Source organism: Amycolatopsis nigrescens CSC17Ta-90 (genome assembly GCF_000384315.1).
Taxonomy (GTDB): Bacteria; Actinomycetota; Actinomycetes; order Mycobacteriales; family Pseudonocardiaceae; genus Amycolatopsis; species Amycolatopsis nigrescens.
Map to the genome: position 1 here is coordinate 988,123 of NZ_ARVW01000001.1, position 24,984 is coordinate 1,013,106.

16 protein-coding genes are annotated in these 24,984 nt (G+C 69.9%); 7 read left to right on the forward strand and 9 right to left on the reverse strand.

Features of this window, described 5'->3' with window-relative positions:
* Positions 1–183 precede the first annotated feature (183 nt).
* The 6 genes from AMYNI_RS0104580 to AMYNI_RS0104605 all read left to right on the forward strand — a co-directional run bounded on the left by AMYNI_RS0104580 (position 184) and on the right by AMYNI_RS0104605 (position 9,449).
* Positions 184–978 carry a 2-keto-4-pentenoate hydratase gene (locus tag AMYNI_RS0104580; RefSeq protein WP_020666801.1) on the forward strand — a complete coding sequence of 265 codons (795 nt, stop codon included), beginning with the start codon at positions 184–186 and terminating at the stop codon, positions 976–978.
* On the forward strand, positions 975–1,763 hold the full coding sequence (locus AMYNI_RS0104585; protein ID WP_020666802.1) for a 2-keto-4-pentenoate hydratase: 789 nt from the start codon (positions 975–977) through the stop codon (positions 1,761–1,763). Before AMYNI_RS0104580 ends, AMYNI_RS0104585 begins: the two co-directional genes overlap by 4 nt.
* Before the next feature lie 278 nt (positions 1,764–2,041).
* Positions 2,042–2,326 (forward strand): hypothetical protein, encoded by a 285-nt coding sequence (locus AMYNI_RS0104590; RefSeq protein ID WP_020666803.1) that lies wholly within the window; start codon positions 2,042–2,044, stop codon positions 2,324–2,326.
* A gap of 690 nt (positions 2,327–3,016) precedes the next feature.
* Entirely contained in the window at positions 3,017–7,546 is a 4,530-nt protein-coding gene (gltB, locus tag AMYNI_RS0104595) for a glutamate synthase large subunit (RefSeq protein WP_020666804.1), read from the forward strand.
* Positions 7,547–7,611: 65 nt separating this feature from the next.
* On the forward strand, positions 7,612–9,063 hold the full coding sequence (locus tag AMYNI_RS0104600; protein WP_026360051.1) for a glutamate synthase subunit beta: 1,452 nt from the start codon (positions 7,612–7,614) through the stop codon (positions 9,061–9,063).
* A gap of 167 nt (positions 9,064–9,230) precedes the next feature.
* The gene (locus AMYNI_RS0104605; protein WP_020666806.1) at positions 9,231–9,449 is read left to right on the forward strand and encodes a hypothetical protein; all 219 of its coding nucleotides are present in this window, start codon (positions 9,231–9,233) and stop codon (positions 9,447–9,449) included.
* Between the two features lie 33 nt (positions 9,450–9,482).
* Here AMYNI_RS0104605 and AMYNI_RS0104610 read toward each other — a convergent pair whose 3' ends face one another.
* Both AMYNI_RS0104610 and AMYNI_RS0104615 read right to left on the reverse strand, forming a co-directional pair.
* A complete protein-coding gene (locus AMYNI_RS0104610) occupies positions 9,483–11,636 on the reverse strand; it encodes an alpha-N-acetylglucosaminidase (RefSeq protein WP_020666807.1) in 2,154 nt (717 codons plus the stop codon).
* Positions 11,633–14,692, reverse strand: a complete 3,060-nt coding sequence (locus AMYNI_RS0104615; RefSeq protein ID WP_084628280.1) for an endo-alpha-N-acetylgalactosaminidase family protein — start codon at positions 14,690–14,692, stop codon at positions 11,633–11,635. Before AMYNI_RS0104615 ends, AMYNI_RS0104610 begins: the two co-directional genes overlap by 4 nt.
* A 248-nt stretch (positions 14,693–14,940) precedes the next feature.
* Here AMYNI_RS0104615 and AMYNI_RS0104620 point away from each other — a divergent pair, with 248 nt between their 5' ends.
* On the forward strand, positions 14,941–16,338 hold the full coding sequence (locus AMYNI_RS0104620; RefSeq protein WP_026360052.1) for a Dyp-type peroxidase: 1,398 nt from the start codon (positions 14,941–14,943) through the stop codon (positions 16,336–16,338).
* Positions 16,339–16,425: 87 nt separating this feature from the next.
* Here AMYNI_RS0104620 and AMYNI_RS0104625 read toward each other — a convergent pair whose 3' ends face one another.
* From AMYNI_RS0104625 to AMYNI_RS0104655, 7 genes are all read right to left on the reverse strand, one after another.
* Positions 16,426–17,754 carry an alpha-lytic protease prodomain-containing protein gene (locus AMYNI_RS0104625; protein WP_020666810.1) on the reverse strand — a complete coding sequence of 443 codons (1,329 nt, stop codon included), beginning with the start codon at positions 17,752–17,754 and terminating at the stop codon, positions 16,426–16,428.
* 194 nt (positions 17,755–17,948) lie between these two features.
* Positions 17,949–18,731, reverse strand: a complete 783-nt coding sequence (locus AMYNI_RS0104630; protein ID WP_020666811.1) for a DeoR/GlpR family DNA-binding transcription regulator — start codon at positions 18,729–18,731, stop codon at positions 17,949–17,951.
* A complete protein-coding gene (locus tag AMYNI_RS0104635; protein WP_020666812.1) occupies positions 18,728–20,656 on the reverse strand; it encodes a DUF5107 domain-containing protein in 1,929 nt (642 codons plus the stop codon). Before AMYNI_RS0104635 ends, AMYNI_RS0104630 begins: the two co-directional genes overlap by 4 nt.
* Positions 20,656–21,723 carry an ABC transporter ATP-binding protein gene (locus AMYNI_RS0104640; RefSeq protein WP_020666813.1) on the reverse strand — a complete coding sequence of 356 codons (1,068 nt, stop codon included), beginning with the start codon at positions 21,721–21,723 and terminating at the stop codon, positions 20,656–20,658. The genes AMYNI_RS0104635 and AMYNI_RS0104640 overlap by 1 nt, the downstream gene beginning before the upstream one ends.
* A gap of 11 nt (positions 21,724–21,734) precedes the next feature.
* Positions 21,735–22,637 carry a carbohydrate ABC transporter permease gene (locus AMYNI_RS0104645; protein ID WP_020666814.1) on the reverse strand — a complete coding sequence of 301 codons (903 nt, stop codon included), beginning with the start codon at positions 22,635–22,637 and terminating at the stop codon, positions 21,735–21,737.
* 12 nt (positions 22,638–22,649) lie between these two features.
* Entirely contained in the window at positions 22,650–23,597 is a 948-nt protein-coding gene (locus tag AMYNI_RS0104650; RefSeq protein ID WP_020666815.1) for a carbohydrate ABC transporter permease, read from the reverse strand.
* Positions 23,597–24,979, reverse strand: a complete 1,383-nt coding sequence (locus tag AMYNI_RS0104655; protein ID WP_245573864.1) for an ABC transporter substrate-binding protein — start codon at positions 24,977–24,979, stop codon at positions 23,597–23,599. Before AMYNI_RS0104655 ends, AMYNI_RS0104650 begins: the two co-directional genes overlap by 1 nt.
* Between the last annotated feature and the right edge of the window lie 5 nt (positions 24,980–24,984).

A 24,984-nucleotide genomic window follows, 5' to 3' on the forward strand; every position in this document is an offset into this window, starting at 1 on the left:
TGCCGCCACCCAACACCTGACCGGCGAATGAATGCCGACGAGGAAACTGGGGGTGGGGAGGTGCCCGCGCTACCCCGGGCGGGCACCTCCCGAACCTTGCGGCCGGCCCGTCCCGGCGGACCACGTGCCGCCCAGTGGGACGAGCCCCTTGCGCGGCACGCCGGCCGCGATGAGAGTTCACCCATGGATGCCACCGCCGTGCGGGACGCGGCCGCGCTGCTCCGGACGGCCTACACCACGGGCACGCCCATTCCGCCGCTGATCGGCACCTTTCCCAGCGCCACCACCACCGACGCGTACCGGATCCAGCAGGAGCAGGTCCGCGCCTGGACCGAGGCCGGGGACACCGTCAAGGGGCACAAGGTCGGGCTGGCCTCGGCGGCGATGCAGCGGCAGATGGGCGTCGACCAGCCGGACTACGGGCACCTGCTGGGCGCGATGTTCCACCTGGAGCACCAGCCGATCCCGGCCGGCGCCTTCCTCCAGCCGCGGATCGAGCCGGAGATCGCGTTCGTCCTTGGCAGGCCGCTGGCCGGACCGGGGGTGACGGTTGCGGACGCGGTGCGCGCGGTCGAGTTCGTGCTGCCCGCGCTGGAGATCGTGGACTCCAGGATCACCGACTGGCAGATCTCGATCGTGGACACCATCGCCGACAACGCCTCCTCCGGCGGGGTGGTGCTGGGCAGCCGCCCCACCCCGCTGTCCGCGGTCGACCTGCGGCTGGCCGGCTGCACCCTGCACGCGAACGGCGAGCTCGCGGCCACCGGGGCCGGTGGCGCGGTGCTCGGCTCCCCGCTCAACGCGCTGGTCTGGCTGGCGAACACGGTCGGCCCGCTGGGCATCGCGCTGGAACCGGGTCATGTGGTGCTGCCCGGCTCGATGACCAAGGCGATCCCGCTGCGCCCCGGCGACACCGTGGTGTCCACGGTCGCCGGGCTCGGCAGCGTCACGGCCGTGTTCGGGAAGGGTGACTCGTGAGCGAGTGGAACATCGAGCGTGCGGCCGAAGTGCTGCTGGCCGCCGAACGCGACGGGGTCGCCCGCGGCCCGCTCACCGAGGAATGGCCCGACCTCGACCTGCGCACCGCCTACGCCGTGCAGGACGAGGCGCTGCGGCGCCGGCGGGCCCGCGGTGAGCGACCGGTCGGCGTCAAGCTCGGGCTGACCGCGAAGGCCAAGCAGCGGGAAATGGGTGTGGACCGGCCGGTACTGGCCTGGCTCACCGACGCGATGGCGCTGCCGTCGGGCACGCCGTTGCCGCGCGCCGGGCTGATCCGGCCGCGCGCGGAGCCGGAGATCGTGTTCCTGATGGGCCGGCGCCTTGCCGGGCCCGGGGTCACCGCGGCCACCGCACTGGCCGCGGTGGACGCCGTCTACGGCGGCATCGAGATCCTCGACAGCCGCTACAGCAGCCACAGCGGCTCGCGGCCCGCGCTGCCGGACACGGTGGCGGACAACGCCTCGATGGGCCGGTTCGTGCTCGGCCCGGTCGCCGCGCCGCCCGCCGGGCTGGACCTGACGCTGCAGGGCTGCTTGCTGGAGCTGGACGGTTCCGTTGTGGACAGTGCGACCGGAGCGGCGAAGGGGCACCCGGCGGAGGGGCTGGCGATGGCCGCGAACATCCTCGCCGAACGCGGCCTGGCGCTGGAGCCGGGCTGGCTGGTGCTGACCGGCGGGCTGACCGACACGGTGCAGATCGAGCCGGGCGCGCGGGTGGCCGCGCACTTCGCGAGCCTCGGCAGTTTGACCGTTTCCGGCGGCTGAATCGGTTCGGCCGACCCATTCGGACTACCCGCGGTGATAAAGCGGGCACTCGGCCGAATGGTCTTCGAACCGGGCATGAGACATAGCGGGTTATGCACTATCCAGTCGACGGGGCCGCCCGGAGGGTGGCTCGCGGCGGCTGGATGCGGCGGCGCACAGAGGGCAGGCGCGGCGGCGAGTGTGCATAACGCGCGTCCGCATGAGACACAGCGCACAAGGTCCCGGGAATTGTCGGTGCCGTGCGTTTTAATCGGGGGCAGCTGGAAGGGGGCGAAAAGATGCCTCAGGAGCCCGAAGACAGCGAGATACAACTGAACCACCGCGAACGCGCGACCTTGCGCGCGGTGGCACTCGGTACCGCCGAGATCAGCTGCAGCTGCGAGCCCGACCTGTTCATCGACGGCCTGGCCTGCTGCGATCAGGCCACCGCGCACCGGCTGGCCGCCCGCGGCCTGGTGCTGCCGGAGCGCACCGGCCGCCGCGGAGAGCGGGTACCGGCCAGGCTCAGCACGGCCGGAATGGCCGCATTGGGCGAGTCGAGGAAAACCACGGCCGCTGCCTGACCGGTCGATCCCGCCCTTTCGCCCGGCGCCGCCGTGGCGCGCCTTTCGATGGCGGAAGTCCCGCTTTCACCGGCGCCGGACGGCCGTTCACCCATTGTCACCGGCGGAGGCGGGCCGGATCGGCCGCACCCCTGCGCAGCAGGGCTGAAGCACGAGTTGAGCCTCACCGCAAGTAGCGAATCGTAACCTTATCGTGTCTCGGTGGTCCGGGTGACCACGATGCGGGAGTGCTGGTCCGGTCCGTTTTCGCTGTTCAGCGGTGTTCCGCGGAGGAGAGGTCCAGTAAGTGGACGAGCTCTACGCAGTCAACGGCCACGTGGTATTTCCCACGCGACCCGGCTGACGTATGTCGATAACGCTGAATTCACACTACTGTCATAAGACCCGGCGAACCCGGGAGTAGGTAGCGTGCGCCGGCGACTCCCACCACCACGTGGGATCGCCAGGTACCTACACCAGCAGTGGGGCGCCCGTGCGGCGCCGGTATTACGACATCTGGCACAACGACGTGCGGAGAACGGCCACCCAGTGACGTGTGGCTCCGCGGTGAAGCCTGCCTCTGTCCAGGTTTCTTTCGCAAACACTCTCGACTGACCATCGCTGCTCCGGACCGCATCGTTAGCCAGGTCGCCAAACCTGGCCCTATCGAGTGAACCCGGATCGCGCCGACGCCTTGGGAGGCGGCCAGCCGTGACCCGCCACACGCAGTACCCGAATCAGGGTCTTTACGACTCGCAGTACGAGCACGACGCCTGTGGTGTCGCCTTCGTCGCCGACCTCGCGGGCCGCCGCGACCACGGCATCGTCAGCAAGGCGCTGGTCGCCCTGCGCAATCTCGAGCACCGCGGCGCCAGAGGTGCCGAGCCGGAGACCGGTGACGGTGCCGGCCTGCTGATCCAGCTGCCGGACGAGTTCTTCCGCGAGGTGGTCGGCTTCGAGCTGCCCGAGCCGGGTGGCTACGCCGCCGGCACCGCTTTCCTTCCGGTGGACGAAAAGCCGCGTGGCCGGGCGATGAGCGCGATCGAGCGGATCGCCGCCGAAGAGGGCCTGCGCGTGCTCGGCTGGCGCGAGCTGCCGGTACGCCCCGAGCACTGCGGGCCGACCGCGGCCACCACGATGCCGCACTTCACCCAGCTTTTCGTGGCAGGACAGCGAGAAGAACTGACCGGGCTCGATTTGGAGCGGGCCGCGTTCTGCGTCCGCAAGCGCGCCGAGCACGAGCTGGCCGGCGAGGACGTCTACTTCCCCAGCCTGTCCGCGCGCACCATCGTCTACAAGGGAATGCTCACCGAGCCGCAGGTGGAGAAGTTCTTCCCGGACCTCACCGACGAGCGGGTGACCAGCGCGATCGGCCTGGTGCACTCCCGGTTCTCCACGAACACCTTCCCGTCGTGGCCGCTGGCGCACCCGTACCGCTACGTGGCGCACAACGGCGAGATCAACACCCTGCGCGGTAACCGGAACTGGATGGACGCGCGGGAGTCGATGCTGAACAGCGACCTGATCCCGGGTGAGCTCAAGCGGATCTACCCGGTGATCACCCGCGGTGCCAGCGACTCGGCCTCCTTCGACGAGGTGCTGGAGCTGCTGCACCTCGGTGGCCGGTCGCTGCCGCACGCGGTGCTGATGATGATCCCGGAGGCGTGGGAGAACCACACCGAGATGGACCCGGCGCGCCGCGCGTTCTACGAGTTCCACTCCACCTTGATGGAGCCGTGGGATGGTCCCGCGCTGGTGTCGTTCACCGACGGCACCCAGATCGGCGCGGTGCTCGACCGCAACGGGCTGCGGCCGGCCCGCTACTGGGTTACCGAGGACGGCCTGGTCGTGCTGGCCAGTGAGGTCGGGGTGCTGGAGCTGGACCCGGCGACCATCGTGCGCAAGGGCAGGCTCGAGCCGGGCCGGATGTTCCTGGTGGACACCGCCGAGGGCCGGATCATCGACGACGAGGAGATCAAGGGCGGCCTCGCCGCCGAGCACCCGTACGGCGACTGGGTGCGGGGCGGCCTGCTCTCCCTGGAGAACCTGCCCGAACGCGAGCGGGAAGTCCCGCAGCACGCCACCCTGGTCCGCCGTCAGCAGGCCTTCGGCTACACCGAAGAAGAGCTCGACGTGCTGCTGGAGCCGATGGCGCGCAACGGCGCCGAGCCGATCGGCTCGATGGGCAACGACTCGCCGCTGGCGCCGCTGTCCTCGCGGCCGCGGCAGATCTTCGACTACTTCATCCAGCTGTTCGCCCAGGTGACCAACCCGCCGCTGGACGCGATCCGCGAGGAGCTGGTCACCTCGCTGGGCACGCAGCTCGGCTCCGAGCCGAACCTGCTGGACGCGACCGCGGAGTCCTGCCGCCGGATCGTGCTGCCGTTCCCGGTGCTGGACAACGACGAGCTGGCCAAGCTGGTGCACGTCAACGACGACGGGGACCTGCCGGAGTTCCAGGCGGTCACCGTGCTCGGCCGGTACGACGTGAACGGCGGCGGTGCCGCGCTGAACCGACGCCTCGACGAGATCCGCACCGAGGTGTCCGAGGCGATCGAGGACGGCGCGCGGCTGATCGTGCTCTCCGACCGCGGGGTGGACGAGACGCACGCCGCGATCCCGTCGCTGCTGCTCACCGGGGCGGTGCACCACCACCTGGTCCGGGAGAAGACCAGGACCCAGGTCGGCCTGGTGGTCGAGGCCGGGGACGCGCGCGAGGTGCACCACATCGCGCTGCTGATCGGCTACGGCGTGGCCGCGGTGAACCCGTACATGGCGATGGCCACCGTCGAGGAGATGGCCGAGCGCGGCCTGATCCCCGGGGTGACCGCGAAGGAGGCCACCCGCAACCTGATCAAGGCGCTGGGCAAGGGCGTGCGCAAGACGATGTCCAAGATGGGCGTCTCCACCGTCGCCTCCTACACCGGTGCGCAGATCTTCGAGGCGGTCGGCCTCGGCGAAGAGGTCATCGAGAACTGTTTCACCGGAACGACCTCCCGCCTCGGCGGGGTCGGTTTCGACACGCTCGCGCAGGAGGTGCGGGAGCGCCACCGCAGGGCGTTCCCGCCGGACGGGGTGCGGCCGAGCCACCGCGAGCTGGACACCGGCGCGGACTACCAGTGGCGTCGCGAGGGCGAGCCGCACCTGTTCAACCCGCAGACCGTGTTCAAGCTCCAGCACTCCACCAGGTCCGGCAAGTACGAGATCTTCAAGGAGTACACCAAGGCGGTCGACGACCAGGCCGAGAAGCTGATGACCCTGCGCGGGCTGTTCGGCTTCAAGACCGGGCAGCGCCAGCCGGTACCGATCGAGGAGGTCGAGCCGGTCTCCGAGATCGTCAAGCGGTTCGCCACCGGCGCCATCTCCTACGGCTCGATCTCGATGGAGATGCACCAGACGCTGGCGATCGCAATGAACGCGCTCGGCGGCAAGTCCAACACCGGTGAGGGCGGCGAGGACGCCGAGCGGCTCTACGACGCGACGCGCCGGTCCGCGGTGAAGCAGGTCGCAAGTGGACGGTTCGGGGTCACCAGCGAGTACCTGGTGAACGCGGACGACATCCAGATCAAGATGGCGCAGGGCGCGAAGCCGGGTGAGGGCGGTCAGCTGCCGGGCGCCAAGGTGTACCCGTGGATCGCCAAGACCCGGTTCTCCACGCCGGGCGTCGGGTTGATCTCCCCGCCGCCGCACCACGACATCTACTCGATCGAGGATCTGGCCCAGCTGATCCACGACCTGAAGAACGCCAACCCCGCCGCGCGGATCCACGTGAAGCTGGTGTCCGAGGTGGGCGTTGGCACGGTGGCGGCCGGGGTGTCCAAGGCGCACGCGGACGTGGTGCTGATCTCCGGGCACGACGGCGGCACCGGCGCCTCGCCGCTGTCCTCGATCAAGCACGCCGGCGGGCCGTGGGAGCTCGGCCTGGCCGAGACCCAGCAGACCCTGCTGGCGAACCGGCTGCGCGACCGGATCGTGGTGCAGACCGACGGGCAGCTCAAGACCGGCCGGGACGTGGTGATCGCCGCGCTGCTCGGCGCCGAGGAGTTCGGCTTCGCCACCGCGCCGCTGGTGGTCTCCGGCTGCATCATGATGCGGGTCTGCCACCTGGACACCTGCCCGGTCGGCGTGGCCACGCAGAACCCGAAGCTGCGCGAGAAGTTCAGCGGCAAGGCCGAGTACGTGGTGAACTTCTTCGAGTTCATCGCACAGGAGGTCCGGGAGTACCTGGCGGAGCTGGGTTTCCGGTCGATCGCCGAGGCGGTCGGGCACGCCGAGATGCTGGACAAGCGCCAGGCCATCGAGCACTGGAAGGCGGCCGGGCTGGACCTGACGCCGATCTTCCACGTGCCCGAGCTGGCGCCGCGCGCGTCGCGGCACCAGCAGGTGGCTCAGGACCACGGCCTGGACAAGGCGCTGGACAACACGCTGATCCAGCTGGCCGAGGGCGCGCTTTCGGCCGGGGACAAGGTGCGGCTGGAACTGCCGGTGCGCAACGTGAACCGCACCGTCGGCACCATGCTCGGCTCCGAGCTGACCAAGAAGTGGGGCGGCGAGGGCCTGCCGGACGACACCATCGACGTCACCTTCACCGGCACCGCCGGCCAGTCGTTCGGTGCCTTCCTGCCCAGGGGCATCACCCTGCGGCTGGTCGGGGACGGCAACGACTACGTCGGCAAGGGGCTCTCCGGCGGGCGGATCACCGTGCGGCCATCGAGGGAGGCGCAGTTCGCCGCCGAGGAGCACATCATCGCCGGCAACGTGATCGGCTACGGCGCCACCAGCGGCGAGATCTTCTTGCGCGGCAAGGTGGGCGAGCGGTTCTGCGTGCGGAACTCGGGCGCGCTGGCCGTGGTCGAGGGGGTCGGCGACCACGGTTGCGAGTACATGACCGGTGGCCGGGTGGTGGTGCTCGGGCCGACCGGGCGCAACTTCGCGGCCGGGATGTCCGGTGGCATCGCGTACGTGCTCGATCTGTCCCCGGCGCGGGTGAACCACGAGATGGTGGATGTGGACCCGCTGGACGACGAGGACACCGAGTTCCTGCGCGACGCGGTGGAGCGGCACTACGCGGAGACCGAGTCCGCGGTGGCGCACCGGCTGCTCGCCGACTGGGACGTCGCGGTGGAGCGGTTCGGCAAGGTGATGCCGAAGGACTACAAGCGGGTGCTCGCGGCACAGGAGGCGGCCGTGCGGGACGGTCGGGACGTGAACGAAGCGATCATGGAGGCGGCTCATGGCTGACAATCGCGAAGCTGGCCATGAGTGCCGACCGGGTGCGGGTGTCCCGCAAGGAACGGAGGCGGCTCATGGCTGACCCCAAGGGTTTTCTTACTACCGAGCGAGAGACTCCGAAGAGCCGTCCGGTCGACCTCCGGCTGCTCGACTGGCGTGAGGTCTACGAGGACTTCGCGTCGAACAAGCTGGAAAAGCAGGCCGGGCGTTGCATGGACTGCGGGATTCCGTTCTGCCACCAGGGTTGTCCGCTGGGCAACCTGATCCCGGAGTGGAACACCCTGGTCTGGCGCAAGGACTGGCGCGACGCCAGCGAGCGGCTGCACGCCACGAACAACTTCCCGGAGTTCACCGGCACGCTCTGCCCGGCGCCCTGCGAGACCGCCTGCGTGCTCGGCATCAACGACGATCCGGTGACCATCAAGCGGGTGGAGATCTCGATCATCGACCGGGCCTGGGACGAGGGCTGGGTGGTGCCGGAGATCCCCGAGCTGAAGACCGGTAAGAAGGTCGCCGTCGTCGGCTCCGGCCCGTCCGGGCTGGCCGCCGCGCAGCAGCTGACCCGCGCCGGGCACGACGTGGTGGTGTTCGAGCGGGCGGACGCGATCGGCGGCCTGCTGCGCTACGGGATCCCGGCGTTCAAGATGGAGAAGCACCGGCTCGACCGCAGGCTGGACCAGATGCGGGCCGAGGGCACCGAGTTCCGGACGAACGTGAACGTGGGCGTGGACATCACCGCGGACCAGCTTCGGGCCGACTACGACGCGGTGGTGCTGGCCGGCGGGGCGACCGCCTGGCGGGACCTGCCGATCACCGGCCGCGAGCTGGACGGCATCCACCAGGCGATGGAGTTCCTGCCGCCGGCGAACAAGGTGGCCGCCGGAGAGCTGGAGCGCTCTCCGATCGACGCGCACGGCAAGCACGTGGTGGTGATCGGCGGCGGGGACACCGGCGCGGACTGCGTCGGCACTTCGCACCGGCAGGGCGCGGCTTCGGTGACTCAGCTGGAGATCATGCCGCAGCCGCCGGAGACCCGTTCGGCGGCGCACCCGTGGCCGACCTACCCGATGATCTACCGGGTGTCGTCGGCGCACGAAGAGGGCGGCGAGCGGCTGTACTCGGTGAACACCCAGGAGTTCCTCGGTGATGATGAGGGCAGGGTTCGCGCGCTGAAGCTGGTCGAGGTGCGCAACGAGGGCGGCAAGTTCGTTCCGGTGGAAGGCACCGAGAAGGAGCTGGAGGCCCAGCTCGTGCTGCTCGCCATGGGCTTCGTCGGGCCGCAGAAGGAGGGCCTGCTCGACTCCCTCGGCGTGGAGCTGGACGGGCGCGGGAACGTGGCCAGGGACGCGGAGTTCAAGACCAGCCTGGACAACGTGTTCGTGGCCGGCGACATGGGCCGCGGCCAGTCCCTGATCGTGTGGGCGATCGCCGAAGGCCGCTCCGCCGCAGCCGGCGCGGACGCCTACCTCACCGGCCGGGACCTGCTCCCCACCCCCATCGCCCCCACCGACCGCCCCATCTCATGACCGTCGTCCGTGAAGGGCACCTTGCCTACGTTCAAGGTAGGCAAGGTGCCCTTCACGGATCCGCCGCGACACGCGGGAGCAAGATCAACTAGAGTTGTTGTACCGAGGTACCACTCTCGATACGTTGCCCGGGTTCACTTTCCGCCTCACCAGAACGGAGGTCGGCAATGCCCAGTTTCCGGCGTCGGGCCGCGAGCGGCCACAACCTCGAAGTCCGCTGTCGCGACAGCAAGGGCCGCAACCAGTCGCTCACCGTGCGGCATGAGGACGGCGAAATCGTGCTGACCACACCTTCGGGTGAACAGCTGTCGTTCGCGCCCCTGCAGGCCGGCCGGCTGCGGGCCGCCCTCCGCGACCTCGTGGTGCTCCCGGACTCCCCGTCCTGAAAGGGTTTCAGCTCAACGGTTCAGCTCAACGGTTCAGCTCAACAACAGCCGCCAGATCTCGGTGGCCGTCCGGTGCGCGTCACCGGACGGCTCGACCGGGTAATCATTCCGGCGATGCGCCCAGCCGTCCTCGAAGGTGAACCAGTCGATGGCCGCCGGTTCCGTCCCGGTCCGCAGCGCCTGTTCCAGTGAGTCGAAGTAGAGCCGCCAGCGCGCCGCGTAGAAATCCGACTCCAGCCCGGCCAGCTGCCGGTTCGCGTAGTCGTGCAGTCCCTCCTCTGCGGCGGCCCGGTCACCCCAGGTGGTGATGATCGAGCGCTGGTCGTACTCCAGCCGCGCCGCCTCCCGCTCGCTGCCGGCCGCCGCCCGCGCACTCGCCAGCCAGGGCCCGAGCAGGAAATTCCGGTCGATGCCGAGCAGTTCGTCGAGCAGTTCCTGGTAGTGCGACCACTTCCCGGTCAGCGCGCGGAATCCGGCGAGGTCACCGGCCAGGTACGCGGCTTTGATCTCCGGCAGCAGCTCGCGTGCCTCGTTGGTCAGCGCCTGCCTGGTCACGTCCACCAGGTCGAACCGGTACGCGCTGGTACCGCGCAGGCCGGGCTCGACAGCCAGCAGCTCACCGGCGGCCTTGGCGAACTCCGCCGGGTCGTAGCGCAGCTTCCCCGGCGACCAGGCCGCGGCGGTCGTCGCGTCCAGGCTGGGCCGCGCTTCGAAAAGCCCGTCCTGCGCCTCGCTCCAGCCGTCCGCCGGCATCGCGTAGGCGGTGCGCCGCAGCACGTCCCAGGCGGCCGCCGCGTGCGGATCCGCGCCGCCGTAGCGCCGCCGGGCGAAACCGGCGAACCAGCTCGCGAGGTCGATCGGCTCGTCGCGCCAGGCCAGCTCGGTGAACAGCTCCACCGCCGCCGGGTTGGTCCCGGTGCCCTCCGGCATCAGCGCGATCCCGCGCAGCGCGCTGTCCGGCTTGGCGAGCCACCGCGGGAACCGCTCGGCCCACACCCCGGCGTTGGCGCCGATCGTGGTGTGCCCGCCGAAGTTGTAGATGGTGCCGAAGGCGTACGGCGTGCCCTTCCACGCCTGCTCCCGGTCCAGCTCGGCGTACCGGTCGGACAGACCGTCCACAATGAACAGTTTCGAGCGGTCCACCGCGTCGATGATCGCCACCGGCGGGTTGCTCTGCCAGCCGAGCAGCACCCAGGTGGCGCCGGGATGCGCGGCCTGCAGCGCGTTCATCACGCCGGTGGCCGCCTCCCCCACCGGCACATCCCCGGCCTGCCCGCCCTCGTGCAGTAGGTCCATTTTGTACATCGTGCTGTCGCCGAAGAGCTTCCGCTGGTGCGCGTAGAAGGACGCGGCCACCCTGGCGAAGTGCGGGTCGCGGGGATCCAGCCAGTCCGGCCGCTGAAACCCGCCCCAGTTGCCCTGCGGCACGGTCTTGGCGCCGGGGTTCTTAGCCGCGAACTGAGCGGGCACGGTGCCGAAGTAGCCGGGCAGCACGGGCGTCATGCCCAGCTCCCGCAACCGGGTGACGATCCGGCGGCCCAACTCCGCCCGGTTCGCCAGCAGCCGGGGCGTCGGCGGGCCGGCGAAACCGGACATGTTCTGCAGCAGCCACCACGGCTGGTGCGCCGGAGCCGGGATCCAGGACCGGATCTCGTCGTCGGAGTAGCCGAAACCGGTGAACGTGCGCCGGTAGACCTCCTCCGCGCCGACGGTGACCAGCACCTCGTTCGCCCCGCGCAGCGCGAGCAGATCGAGCTGGCGCTCCCAGTCCGCCCAGCTCCGGTAGGCGCCGGAGTAGCCGTCGTCGGTGTCGTTGAGCACGAACCGGTGCGCCACCACCGCGGACTTCCGCAGCTCGCCAGCCGGCGCGGGCAACCGGCCCGGCAGCCGCGAAACGCTCTCCCCCGGCCAGCCGAGGCCGGTGTGCGTGACCTGTTCCAGGTACTGCTCGACCCCGGTCAGCAAGTTCGCGGGCGAACCGCCTTCCACCCTGATCCGGCCGGTCCCGCCGGTCACCCGGTAGCCGTCCACCCCGGGCCGCACGATCAGGCTGAACTGACGGAAGTGCTGGGGCAGCAGCCTTTTCAGTGCTGCCAGAGCTTCCGGGTTGCTCGCCGAAGCGTTCGCGGTGACCGGCATCCCGGTGGCCAGCAGCACCAGCGCCAGCAGCGGCGCGAGCCGCCTCATGACGCGGGGCACGGCGCCGGCGCGGCCGGACCGAGATCGGTGACGGTGAAGCCGTCCATGACCAGGTCGGCCTGTTCGGCCTCCCCCGGCAGCTTGCGCAGGCCGACCCAGTCGTCCCCGCAGCCGCCCGCGGTGAACTCCTGGCTGAACCTCGCGGTGCTCCGCTGCTCGCCGAACGGGGTCCGCCGCCACTCCACGGTCCTCGTACCGCTGTCCGCGCCGTTCACCCAGGTGTACTGGCCGGCCTGGCCGCTCTGGTAGTCGAACTCCACCCGGTACCGGTGCCCGGGGGTGAACCGCACGCTCTGCGGCACGGTCCGGTACACCAGGCCCTCGTTCTCCTCGTGCGCCTTGAGCGACCATTCGCCGCCGAGCACGTCGTCCACCAGTTTCGAGTTCCAGCCGCGCTGGGTGTACGGCGCGTGCAGCTGGGCGAGATGCGTGCGCGGGTCGGTGCTGCCGCCCGCGTCGCCCTTCACGAACGGCCACCAGCCCTGGTCCACGTGCTCGAAGTCCTCGAAGACCTGCGCGCCGGGTTGCACCGACGGCCGCACCGGCACCACCCGGATGTCGTCGGCGCGCACCGTGGCGTCGCCGTCCGCGGTGGAGATCCGCAAGGTCGGCGCGGCACCACCCGGTGGAACGTCGAAGAGCACCCGCATCCGCTGGAAGTAGGTGTCGTGCTTGTCGTCCGCGGCGACCAGGTTCTGCGCGGCGGACGAATCCACGAAGGCCGTCTTGGCCGGTTTTCCGCCCGACCGCACGGAAAGCTCGGTGCGCCTCGTTTCACCCCGCTGCACCTCCACCCAGGCCGACGCGCTGTAGGTACCCGGTGCGAGCGTGCCGAGGCGCTGCTGAAGCGAGCCGGCACCGGCACCGAACCTGGCGACCTGCTGACCGCGGTCGGTCCGTTCGATGGACACCGCGCCGCCGGGGTGCCAGGCACGCAGGTCACCGGCGTTGAACCCGGGGTCGGTCACCGGGGAACCCTGGCCCCAGCCGGGTTTGCCCTGCACGGGCGCCGGGGTGTCCGGGTAGATCACATACGGCACACCCGGTTCGGCGTCCAGGGAGACCTTGCGGTCGCGCACCGGCACCGTCGAGACGAGTCGGCGGCCGGTGTCGGTGAGCCGGTAGACATTCACCTTCCGCGTCCCGCCCAGCTCCGCGGGCAGCGTCCACTCGGTGCGCCCGCCGGCCGGGTTGTAGTGGTAGAGCTTGCCGTCGTCCCACGGCAGCAGGTAGCGGTCGCCGTCGAGCACCTTCGCGTCGCCGACGAAGAACTCGCGCTTACCGGCCGCGTCACTGCCGCGGACCCCGCCGGTGAAGTCGATCTGGTGCGCACCCCAGCGCTGGATCTGGAAGTGCTGCAGGAACTTGGCCGGCAGGTTGCTGGTCCAGATGTTGCGGTAGAAGGCGTTCCAGTCGACCTCGTTGGTCCAGCCCTCGAACTCCTCGATCCGGGTGTTGCCCAGGATCGGATGGTTGTTCCAGATGTCCTTCTGGTCGTTGCGGATGAACCGGATCAGCTGGGAGTTCAGCCCCTTGTTGGTGGCGCCGCCGTAGTCGAGATCGTTGGCCCAGTGCGACCACAGCGCGGAACGCTCCAGCTTGTCGGACCACTCGGTGCCCACCTGCCAGCCCTGCTCGCGCAGGGTGCTCAGCATCCGCTCGGCGGGCCAGCCGTAGCTGCGGTACACGTCGATGTAGAGGAACTGGAGGTTCTGCTCGGTCTCGTCGCGCAGCTGCTGGAACCTCCTCGCCAGGTCACCGGACGCGTTGTCGCGGCGCTGGTCGATCTCGTAGGACTGGTCCAGCCAGTTCCAGCCCTTGCGGCCGACGTCCACCAGCCGCTCGTCGAATGCCTTCGCCTCGGGATAGGACTCGGTCGCGTTGACGTGCACGCCGAAGTTCGCGCCCCACTGCTTTCCCTCGCGCAGCAAGGTGTTCAGGTCGGCCAGCCCACCGGCACGGGTGTTGTAGTCGCCGCCGTAGTCGGGATGCCCGGAGTCGTGGCCCTCGGAGCCGTAGCCCTTCAGGATCGCCAGCTGGCCGAGCCCGTCGGTGGCCAGCGAGATCCGCTTGACGTCGTCCAGCGTGCGCAGGAACGGATGGGTCGCCTGGCTGGCGAAGTTGAACGGGATGTGCGTGACGACCCGGTCCGCGGTCTGCTCCGCGCCGGCCGGGGTGATCGCGATCTGCCGGAACGCGATCGCGCCGTCCTGCCAGTCGAGGGTTCCGTCGCCGTTGGCGTCCGGGGTGACGACCACCTTGGCCCATGGCAGCTCCTCCGGCTTGGTCGCGGTGTCGCCGCGGTGCGTCCACTGCCCGCTCCACAGGCCGACCCGGACGCCGTCGCCTTCCTTGCGGGCCTGGTGCCACAGCCGCGCCGCGTCCCGGTTGGTCGGACCGGAAGGCTTGTCGTAGACCGAGTTCGTCTCCACCGACGCGGCGAGGCTGGCGGTGTTCAGCACCGCGTAGCTCGCGCCGACCGGGTTCTGCTCCACCGGGGTCTGCGCGGTGACCGGGGCGAACCGGTCCGCGGTGCGGGTGGAGTCGGGGTCGAGGGTGGTGAACGCGGTCGCCGCGCCCTGCTGCCCGCCGGTCACCGACACCAGGTCGTGCCCGGGGATGTCGATGGTGCCGACGCGCAGCGCGGCGGTCTCGACGATCCGGTCGATCCGGAAGGTGACGGCCCGACCCGCCACCCGGATGGAGGCGTCGATCCGGGCGCCGGGCGCGTCGTCCACGGCGAGCGAATAGTGCGCGGCGCCGTCCTGGCCGACCGAGCCGGTGCCGGTGACCCGGTACGGCCTGCCGTTCAAGGTGATCGAATCCAGCGCCGAGCTGCGGCCATCCAAGCCGGCGCCGGTGGCGCGATCCAGATAGCGGCCGACATACGGGAACGACGCGCCGAGGGTCACCTCCAGCTCCGGCGAGGAGATCTTCAGCTCGGCGGGCGCGGCGGCCGCCGCCGGACCGGGCGCGCCGGCGGCCAGTGTGCAGAGGGCGATGGCGACCACGCCGAGGCGAGAACGAGCCGAGCGGACAGGCATGAAGCCTCCAACCGTCGAGCGTGCGTTTGTGATTGTTTTATGCGCTCAAACGTCAAAAGTCAACAGAAACGAGCATCTTTCGCGCAGTCGGCGGCCGCTTTTCATGATCACTTTCGGTAACTAAACATTAGGGCATTCGAGTGAATATCACGAACTGCGCAAGCGAAACGGCCCACAAATGACAACTATGGGTAGTGGGCCCTGGGGAGGCGCCCGAGGGGAACTCACCGTGACCGCAGGGGGTAAACGTGTCCGTAGACCTGTCTGTGCCGCTGTCCTGGAAGAACGCCACCGGGGACGCCGCGGCCATGCTCGAAGAACTGCAACCGAACATTCTCAAGGCGCACGTCCGGGACCATCTGGCCATCCTGTTCCTGCGTTTCGACGACGCCAAGGCGGCGAGGACCTTCCTCACCCGGCTGGTCCCGCTGATGAAATCCGCGAAAGCGCATCTGACCGAGGTCGAAGCGTTCAAGAAAGACCGCGTCGCCGGCACGCCCTACGTCGGCCTCGGCCTGAGCGCGGAGGCGTACCGGAAGCTCGGTGCGCCCGGCACACCCGGCGACCAGCTCTTCGGCGCCGGCGCGAAGAACGCGGTACCCCGGCTCAAGGACCCGCGGGTGGCGGACTGGGAGGTGCCCTACCGCGAGGTCGTGGACGCGGTGGTGCTGATCGGGGACGCCGACGAGGCCCCGGTGAAGACCACCCGCCGGAAGGTCAAGGCGCTGCTGTCCAGGGGAATCACGGTGCTGGGCGAGGAGACCGGGCTGGCCCAGCTGAACAAGAACGGCGAGGGCATCGAGCACTTCGGCTATGTGGACGGTCGTAGCCAGCCGCTGTTCCTCACCGAGGACATCGAGAACGAGAAGCGGACCACCGACGGCATCAACGAATGGGACCCCTCGGCCGCGCTGGACCGGGTGCTGGTGCCCGACACCGCCGCGCCGAACCCGGCCGTGCACTTCGGCAGCTATTTCGTCTTCCGCAAGCTCGAACAGAACGTCCGGCTGTTCAAACAGGCCGAACAGGACCTGGCCGACGCGCTGGAACTGCGCGGGGACGACCGGGAACGGGCCGGCGCCATGCTGGTCGGCCGGTTCGAGGACGGCACCCCGCTCACCCTGCAGCGCGAGCCGGGCGCGGAAAGCCCGGTGGGCAACGACTTCAGCTACTTCAGCGACGACCTCGGCCAGAAATGCCCGTTCCAGGCGCACATCCGCAAGACCAACCCGCGCGGTTCGGGCGGGTTCGAACAGCCCGAGGAGGAGCGCAGGCACCTGTTCCCGCGCCGCGCGCAGACCTACGGCAGGAGGCTCGACCCGCCGAACGCGTCGCTGCCGCCGGTGGTCCGGCCGACCGGCGGGGTCGGCCTGCTGTTCATGGCGTTCAACTCCGACCTCGCCGGCCAGTTCGAGTTCATCCAGCAGACCTGGGCGAACAACGACCAGTTCCCGGCGGTCCCGCCCGGGCACAAGGCGCCGGGGCTCGATCTGGTCATCGGCCAGGGCGAGCGGCTGGAAAGCACCTTCGCCCCGGTGTGGGGCGCCGGAGGCGACCAGGCCGTGGCGCCCGCCCCGCAGGCGGTCACCATGAAGGGCGGCGAGTACTTCTTCATGCCGTCCCTCGCCTTCCTCCGCTCGCTCTAACCGGCAAATAGCCGGCTTCTTGCCCTGCGGGGGGAAGGGCAAGAAGCCGGCTACTCTTCTATTCGGGGCGCTTCTATTCGGGGCGGGTCAGCAGGGGCCGACGTCCTTCCAGACGGCCCAGGAGCCGGGGTCGCCCGGCTCGGCACCGGTGGACCAGTAGGTGGACTCCCACTTGTGGGCGTTGTGCGAGACCACGTCACCGGGGACGTAACCGGTCGAGGAGGCCCATGCCTGCATGCCGATGCAGTCCACCGGCGGCTCGGGGTCCGGGTCGCCGCCGCCGCTGGTCACCAGCGTCAGGCTGTACGCGCTGAGGATCTCGTTCACCGGCTGGAAGAACGTGGTGCCGCCGGAGGTGCAGTTGCCCGAACCGCCCGAGGTCACGCCCTGGGCCTGCTGCCCGGTCAGCCACGAGCCGCCGGAGTCACCGGGCTCGGCGCAGGCGTTGGTCCGGGTCAGTCCGGTGATGGTGCCCTCGGGGTAGGTCACCGACTGGTTCTTGGCCTGTACGGTGCCGCATTTCCAGCCGGTGGTCGAACCGGACCGGCAGATCGACGCGCCGACCGCGGACTCCTGCGAGCCCGCCACCGCGACGGTGCCGCCGGCGTAGTTGTTCACCACTCCGCGCGGGGTCCAGTTCGAGTTGGTCGCGACCCAGCCGTAGTCACCGCTGCCGGGGAACACCGAGCCGCGGAAGGTGCCCTGCGCGGTCCGGTCGGCACCGGTGGTGGGCGCGCCCACCCGGCCGCAGTGCCCGGCGGTGACGAAGCCGCCGTTCACCGAGAATCCCACCGAGCAACGGGAACTGTTGTTGATGTAGTACGCGTCGCCGCCGCGGACGTCGGCCAGCAGCCGCGGCGAGTCGGTGGACGCCTCCAGCCGCACCAGCGACCGGTCCACCCCGGCGTCGGCCACGAACCGGTCCGCCTCGGCCAGCGCGGATGGCTGCGAGTAGACGACCACGCTGTTGGTCTTGACGTCCACCGCCCAGCCGGACACCGTGGCTGGTGCACGGAGACCGTCCAACCGGAACTTGGCCGCGTCCAGCACGTCCTCGCTGCGCGTCACCACCCGCGGCTCGGCGCCGGCGGCCCGGACCAAGGCCGCGTCGGCCTGGTCGGTCACCGCCACCACCAGCTCCGCGTCCGGGGTGAGCCAGGCGCCGCCGAAACGGTCACCGAGGCGTCGGTCAAAAGCGGCGCCGAGTGCGCTCGCCCGGATGTCCTTCGCTATCCGGGCGCTTGCTTGGTCCGATGAAAGGCCGAGATCCCTTTTCATCGCTTCGAGCATCTCGGGCGAGGCGGCCGGTGCGAACTGCTGGTGGGAGGGTGGCTGGACGGCCGTGGCCGGCGGACCGGCGGCCATCGCGGCGACCGCGAAAGCGGCCGCCGTCAGCCGGACAAGGGTGCGATTCATGGCTCTCTCCTGGGGAGTACGGGGATGCAGGAAAACCCGATAGATCTGGTATAGACCAATTTGGGACGCCTCGATACCCGCCGACCGGCGGCATACCGCCCACCCCATACCCCCGCCTTATCCCCGCTACGGAGATCCCTTAAGGCCACCATGGGGGCATCCAACGCCCCTAAGGTGGCCTTAAGGGGCAGTGGTCAGACGGAGCGGAGGTCGACGCCGGAGGCGCGGAAGCGAGCGGCCAAGTCGGGTGCGACGTCGGAGTCGGTGACGACCACGTCGACGTCGGCGATTTCGCAGATTCGCGCGAAGGCCCGGTGGCCCAGTTTCGAGCTGTCCGCGGCGACCACCACCCTGGCCGCGCGCGCCACCATCAGCCGGTTGATATCGGCCTCGCCCTCGTGGTGCGCGAAGGCGCCGCCCTCCGGATCGAGCGCGTCCACCCCGAGCACCAGCAGGTCCAGCGCGATCTCGCCGAGCACCGGGGTGGCCAGCGGGCCGGTCAGCTCGAAGGAGTGCGGCCTGGCCACCCCGCCGGTGACCACCAGCTTGATCTGGCGGCGCACCGTCAGCTCGTTCGCGATGTTCAGCGCGTTGGTGACCACGGTCAGCCGGGGCGCGGCGCCGGAGTCGAGGTCGGCCCGCGCGGCCAGTGCCATCGCGATCCCGGTCGTGGTGGTGCCGCCGTTCAGCCCGATCACGCCGCCGGGCTGGGCCAGCATCGCCACCGCGTGCGCGATCCGGCTCTTCTCCGGCGCGTGCCGCGCGGTCTTGTACCGCAGCGGCAGATCGTAGGACACGTTGTTCGCCACCGCACCGCCCCTGGTGCGGGTGAGCAGGTGCTGCCCGGCGAGGTGGTCGAGGTCGCGCCGGACGGTGGCCTGCGAGACCACCAGCCCGGTGGCGAGCTCGTCCACGTCCACCTTGCCGCGCTCACCGACCAGCTGCAGGATGCCGCTCAGCCGTTCGTGCCGTTTCATCCGGTCATCCGGAAGTCGTAACGCCTTGGCAGCGCCAGGTTTCGGCCGAGCCGGTGCTGGATCTCCACCCAGACGTCGGAAAGCGCGGTCTCCCCTTCGCGCACGTCCGGCACGTCGAAGCCCTGCTCGAAGATCGCCAGCGCGCCCTCGGCGTCGCCGAGGGCCAGCCTGGCCCGCGCGGTCAGCAACCGGATCCGGCCGTCGGCCCGGATTTCCGGGGGCAGGTACTCGACCAGTTCGGCAGCCTGCACCGCCCGGCCCGCCGCGAGCACCGCGGTCACCGCCTCCACCGCCAGCGCCCGCACGTCGGAGGCGAAGGCCAGCGCCGCTACGTACAGGTCCGCCGATTCGTCCAAGTCGGCTGAATCGCCGGTGGCCACGGCCAGGTTCCGCAGCGCCCAGGGATTCCCGGCACACTCGTCCGACGAACGCCACGCGGCCACCGCTCCCGACCGGTCGCCGTCGTACCAGCGCGCGACCCCGCGGTGGTACCAGCTCAGCCAGTCGTCGGCGGTCTTCTCCAGCAGCGCCCGCCATTCCGGCGCGACCAGCGTGCCGGGCGGCGGCAACAGCGGATCGGCATGAGGCTGACGTCCAGCCAGTAACTGAAGCCACGATTCCTGTTGCGCACCAAGGGTTTCCGCCGGGAACGGGGTGCCGGGCGGCGCGGCCTCACCGGTCCTGGCCAGTTCCAGCGCACCCCAGCCGGACCCGCGGTGCAGCGTTTCGCCGGGTTCGGTATCGGCTACCGCGCGCCACTCGACGTGCCGCCGGGCCAGTTCCTCGTGCGGCAGCAGCACGGACCCCGTTGCGGTCGCCCAGTCTCCACTGTGGACGGACGCGGGATCGGCCCGCACCGGACCGTAGGCTTCCAGCCAGTCGCGGGACTCACCCCCGGGCAGCCTGAGATGTTCGAGCTGGGTTTTCGCCAGCCCGGCCTGGATCTCCAGGTAACCGCCCGCGCCAGGTGCCAGCCAGTCCTGCCAGCGGTGCCCGCCCGCCGACTCGCCCCAGACGAACAGCTTGCGCCCGCGCAGCCGCCCGGTGGACAACTGCGCCGGCCCGTACCCGTCGCCGTCCAGCGCGGCGATCCACGGCGGCGTGCCCGCCGGGAGGTCGAAGAAGAAGTCCGCCGCCTGCTGATGTCCGGCCGGGTAAGTCAGGTCCGGCTCGCCCGGCACGTCCACCAGGTCCAGCCTGCCGCCGTAGCCGTAGTGCCAGGCTTTCTCCGCCGGCGCCAGCACCCTGGTCGCGGCCGCGCGCGGCACGGCGATGTTGGACCACCAGTACAGCGGCACCTCCCCGGCGGCGTGGTCGCGGGGATTGCGCACCCGCACCCCGACGAACAGCCAGGCCGAACCCGGCGGCAGCCAGAAGTCCAGCTGGTACACCAGGTTCCGGGTGCGCTCCCACTCCCACAGCCGCAGCATCGGCGATCCGTCCGGCGCCGCCAGCCCGGCCGCGTGCAGCGGCTCGCAGGTCAGCGTGGTGTGCCCGGTGCTGCCCAGGTTCCACTCCACTCCCCCGGCGAACCAGGCGCCGCGCAGGGCGAGGTTCGCCGGCTGGAAAACCGGGTTGCGGTAGAGCAGCTCGCGCCCTGCCACCTTGTCCACCAGCGAGTAGAGCCGCCCGCCCAGCGACGGCAGCACGGTCGCGCGCAACAGCTCGTTCTCCAGCACCAGCGCGGGCAGCTCGCTTTCCACGCGCTCGCGCCGGTAGCCGTCCTGCACGAGGCAGGGCAGCACACTGTCCAGCTTGCCGTAGGTCAGGTTCCCGGCCAGGTCGGCGGGCAGCTCGGCCAGGTTGCTCACCCGCTGCGCCTTCTCCGGCGGGAGCAGCGGCGGCAACGGGTTCTCCCGGCCGAGCTCGGCGGCGGGCAGCCGCAGGCCCTCGACGGACAGCGAAGTGCGCTGTGCGGTGGACATCAGTCCGGCAGCCGGTCGCCGGTGGCCGCGTCGAACAGGTGCACCGCGCCGGGCCGCGGCACCAGCCCGACCTCGGTGCCGCGCCGCCACGGCGACATCCCCGGGGTGCGCACGGTGATCACCTTCTCCGCCTGGCAGTACAGGTACTGGTCGCTGCCCAGCTCCTCCACCACCTCCACGGTCGCGGTGATCCCGGTCCCCGGCTCGCTCAGCGTCCAGCCCTCCGGCCGCACCCCTGCCACCACCCGCTCGCTGGTCAACGCCGCGCGCTGGGCCGGGGTGAGCGGAATGCGCTGCCCGCCGGCGAGCACGCCCTCGGCGTCCGCGGTCGCGTCCAGCAGGTTCATCGCGGGCGAGCCGATGAACCCGGCGACGAACACGTTGGCCGGCTTGCCGAACAGCCCGATCGGGGTGTCGCACTGCTGCAGGGCACCGTCCTTGAGCACGGCCACTCTGTCCCCCATGGTCATCGCCTCCACCTGGTCGTGCGTGACGTAGATGGTGGTGACCCCGAGCCGGCGCTGCAGGGACGCGATCTGGGTACGGGTCTGCACCCGCAGCTTCGCGTCCAGATTGGACAGTGGCTCGTCCATGCAGAACACCTGCGGCCGGCGCACGATCGCCCTGCCCATCGCCACCCGCTGCCGCTGCCCGCCGGAAAGCTTGGCCGGCTTGCGGTCCAGATAGGACGTCAGGTCCAGCAGTTCGGCGGCCTCGGCCACCGCGCGCTCCCGCTCGGCCTTCGGCGTCTTGGCGATCTTCAGGTGGAAGCCGATGTTCTCGGCCACGGTCATATGCGGGTAGAGCGCGTAGTTCTGGAACACCATGGCGATGTCCCTGTCCTTCGGCGCCAGGTCGGTCACGTCCCGCGCGCCGATGTGCACCTGCCCCTCGTCCACCCCCTCCAGCCCGGCGAGCATCCGCAGGGTGGTGGACTTCCCGCAGCCGGACGGGCCGACCAGCACCAGGAACTCGCCGTCTTCGACCTCCAGGTCCAGCCGGTCCACGGCCGGTTTCGGCACATTCGCGTAGTAGCGCGTCGCGCCCTTGAACGACACGGTCGCCATTTGGCTTCTCCCTACTTCCCGGCACCGAGCGTGAGGCCGGTGATGATGCGTCGAGCGAGCAGGATGTACAGCACCAGCATCGGGAGCACCACGATGGTGACCCCGGCGATCAGGCCGCCGTACTCGGACTGGTAGCTGGCCGCGCCGTAGAACGTGAACAGCGCCCTTGCCAGGGTGAAGTTGGCGTTGTCCTGGAGGAACACGATGGCCAGCAGGGTCTCGTTCCACAGCCCGATCGCGTTCAGGATGAGCGCGGTGATCAGCCCGCCCCTTGCCAGCGGCAGCATGATGGACAGGAAAGTGCGGATCGGCGAGGCGCCGTCGATCGCCGCCGCCTCCTCCATCTCGTCCGGCAGCGAGCGGAAGAACCCGGTCAGCAGGAACACCGTGAACGGCAGCGAAAGCGCCACGTAGACCAGGAACAGCCCGAACAGGTTGTTCACCAGCCGGAACTCGGCCATGCCCACGAACAGCGGGATGATCACGGTCTGGAACGGCACGCCCATGCCGATCGCGAAGAAGTTGGTCAGCCCGTTCGAGCCGCGCACCCCCAGCCGGGTCAGCGCGTAGGCGGCGGGCGCGGCGATCGCCACCACGGCCACCGCGGACAGCCCGACCAGCAGCACGGTGGTCAGGAACGCCGAGCCGAACCCGGCCTGGTTCCAGGCGTAGACGAAGTTGCGGAACGGCTCCCCGGTGACGAACCACTGCCGTGGAAGCTGGAAGGGCTGGGTGAAGATCTCCACCGGGGTCTTGAACGAAGACGAGATCAGCCAGTACAGCACGAACACGTTGAACGCGGTGAACAACCAGACCACGGTCATGCCGAGCAGCCGCAGCGGGCTGAACCGCTTCGAGCCGGGTGGCCGCTTCGGCTTGCGCGGTGGCCGCCGTAGTTCGGACACTGTGGACATTCGCGCTTCCCCTCAGAACTGGATCGCGTCGCGGCGCATCAGCCGGCGCAGCAGGACGACGAACACCGACACCAGCACGATCATCATCACCGCGCAGGCACAGGCCGCGCCGTAGGCCGGGGTGCCCCTGGTGCCGAAGGACCGGTCGAACACGTAGATGCCCAGCGTCCACGAGCGGATCGGCGGCGAATAGGTGCCCGGCCCGGCCAGCACGAAGACCATCTCGAAGATCTTCATCGCGTTGATCGTCCACAGCACCCCGGCCACCCCGACCACGTCCCAGGTCAGCGGCAGGGTGATGTTGCGGAACTTCTGCCACGGCGACGCACCGGCGATCTCGGAGTCCTCGTAGAGGTACGGCGGGATCCGGTCCACCGCGGCCATCAGGATGGTGATGTAGAAGCCCGAGCTGGCCCAGACCAGCGCCGCGATCACCGCGTAGGTCACGTTCTCCGGCTGCAGGAACTTGACCGCGTCCAGCCCGATGCCTTCGAGCATGAAGTTGGCCAGCCCCTGCTTGCCCGGCTGGTACTTGAACACGAAGCCGAGGAACATGCCCAGCGCCACCGGCGCCACGATGTTCGGGAAGAACAGGATGGCGCGCACCAGTTTCCCGCCGCGCATGTCCCGCAGCACCATGGTGAACAGGAACGCGAGCAGGAAGGTGCCCGCCCCGCCGACCACGATGTAGAGCAGCGTGTTGAAGAAGGAGTACCGGAACGCTTCGCTGGCGAACATCTCCCGGTACTGGGTGAGCCCGTTGAACTTCGGGGTGTCCCCGGCCCCGGCCCAGCTGGAGAAGCTGAGCACCGCGGTGGCGATCGTCGGCACCACCAGGAACACCACGTACAGCACGATCGCCGGGGTGAGCAGCGGCCAGAACAGCCGCCGCTTCCCCTTCAGCGCCGCGCCCGCGTTCGAACTGGTGGCGCGCGGCGCAGGAGCTACCAGCTGCGCCATCAGCCCTGAGCCCGCCAGAACTCGGCCGTCTTGACCACCAACTGGTCGACGAACTGCTGCGCGGTGATGGTGCCCTTCAGCGCGGCGTTGCTGATCGGGTAGAACACGCCGTCCACGTACTTGCCGCCGAACAGCCCGTCGATCCCGTCCTTGATCAGCATGTGCTCCTTCTTCGGATCGTCGAGCACCGCCTTGATCTCCTTGAGGTCGTCCGGCACCGGCAGGTCCGGCCGCGGGGTCAGGTTGTCGCTGACCGCCGGGATCCCGGCCAGCAGGTCCTTGTTCAGCAGGTAGGCGATGAACGCCTTGGCCGGCTCGGGGTTCTTCGCCTTGGCCAGCACGGAGAACCCGATCGGCAGCTGCTCCACGATGTCGTGCGTGGCGCCGTCGGGCATCGGGAACTGGAAGGAGCCGTAGCTGATCGCCTTGCCGCCGCCCTGCTTGCCGAGGTACTCGCGGGTCTCACTGGGCAGCCAGCTGCCGTTGAAGATGTAGTCCGACTCGCCGTCCGCCCAGCGCTGCTGCACCTGCGGGAACTTCGACGCGTCCCAGCCGTCCACCAGGTACCCGCCCTTGGCCAGCTGCTCGACCAGCTGTGCGGCCTTCAGGAAACCGGGGTCTCGCCATGCTTCGCCGGTGCGATCCTGCACCGCGCGGGCCAGCCCGCCGGGGCCGACGTACCTGGCGGCGAGCTGGGTGAAGAAGTAGGTGTTGTAGTCGTTGATGTCGCCGTCCTGGCTGATCGCCGGCTTCCCCGCCTGCTTGCTCTTGTCGAACAACCCGAACAGCTCCGGCATGGTCTTCGGCGGGGTGATCTGCCCGCTTTCCTTGCGGTACCACCAGGCGTCGCTGATCAGCTCGTAGGGCACCAGCACCGGCTTGCCGGCCGCGTCCTTGTTCTGCGGCATCTCGAACGAGGTCGGCGCGAGCACGTCGCGCACGGTCTTGTCGCCTTCGCCCACCTTCAGCGAGAAGACGTCCTCCACGCTCTGCGTCCCGCCGGGCGCGACCACCGCCGCGTTCATCTGGTTCAGGTCCTGGTCGACAAGATCGGGCACGTCGTCGGTGTTCAGCGCCGGGGCGACGTTCTGGGTGAGCAGCTTGCGGCCGAGCCACTGCACGTCCACCGCCACCCCGGTCTTCTGGGTGAAGCAGTCGATCGCCTTCTTGAGCACCTTGCCCTGCGGCTCGTCGGCGGTCCACATGGACCAGTAGGTGAACTGCTTGCCGGCGGGCTTCACGCCCGGCTCCGGACAGGGCGCGCTGAGGTACTGGTCGGCGCCGGGCAGCTTGTTCTCGCCGCCGCCGGCGGTCTCCTGGCCGGTCGGGGTGCCGCAGGCGGTCAGGCCGAGCACCCCCAGCACGGCCGTCAGGCCCACCACCACTG

Excerpts from the sequence above, each read along its gene's own strand:
- AMYNI_RS0104580 (WP_020666801.1), top strand. The coding sequence starts at position 184 with ATGGATGCCACCGCCGTGCGGGACGCGGCCGCGCTGCTCCGGACGGCC.
- AMYNI_RS0104590 (WP_020666803.1), top strand. The coding sequence starts at position 2,042 with ATGCCTCAGGAGCCCGAAGACAGCGAGATACAACTGAACCACCGCGAA.
- AMYNI_RS0104600 (WP_026360051.1), top strand. The coding sequence starts at position 7,612 with ATGGCTGACCCCAAGGGTTTTCTTACTACCGAGCGAGAGACTCCGAAG.
- AMYNI_RS0104605 (WP_020666806.1), top strand. The coding sequence starts at position 9,231 with ATGCCCAGTTTCCGGCGTCGGGCCGCGAGCGGCCACAACCTCGAAGTC.
- AMYNI_RS0104610 (WP_020666807.1), bottom strand. The coding sequence starts at position 11,636 with ATGAGGCGGCTCGCGCCGCTGCTGGCGCTGGTGCTGCTGGCCACCGGG.
- AMYNI_RS0104615 (WP_084628280.1), bottom strand. The coding sequence starts at position 14,692 with ATGCCTGTCCGCTCGGCTCGTTCTCGCCTCGGCGTGGTCGCCATCGCC.
- AMYNI_RS0104625 (WP_020666810.1), bottom strand. The coding sequence starts at position 17,754 with ATGAATCGCACCCTTGTCCGGCTGACGGCGGCCGCTTTCGCGGTCGCC.
- AMYNI_RS0104630 (WP_020666811.1), bottom strand. The coding sequence starts at position 18,731 with ATGAAACGGCACGAACGGCTGAGCGGCATCCTGCAGCTGGTCGGTGAG.
- AMYNI_RS0104635 (WP_020666812.1), bottom strand. The coding sequence starts at position 20,656 with ATGTCCACCGCACAGCGCACTTCGCTGTCCGTCGAGGGCCTGCGGCTG.
- AMYNI_RS0104640 (WP_020666813.1), bottom strand. The coding sequence starts at position 21,723 with ATGGCGACCGTGTCGTTCAAGGGCGCGACGCGCTACTACGCGAATGTG.
- AMYNI_RS0104645 (WP_020666814.1), bottom strand. The coding sequence starts at position 22,637 with ATGTCCACAGTGTCCGAACTACGGCGGCCACCGCGCAAGCCGAAGCGG.
- AMYNI_RS0104650 (WP_020666815.1), bottom strand. The coding sequence starts at position 23,597 with ATGGCGCAGCTGGTAGCTCCTGCGCCGCGCGCCACCAGTTCGAACGCG.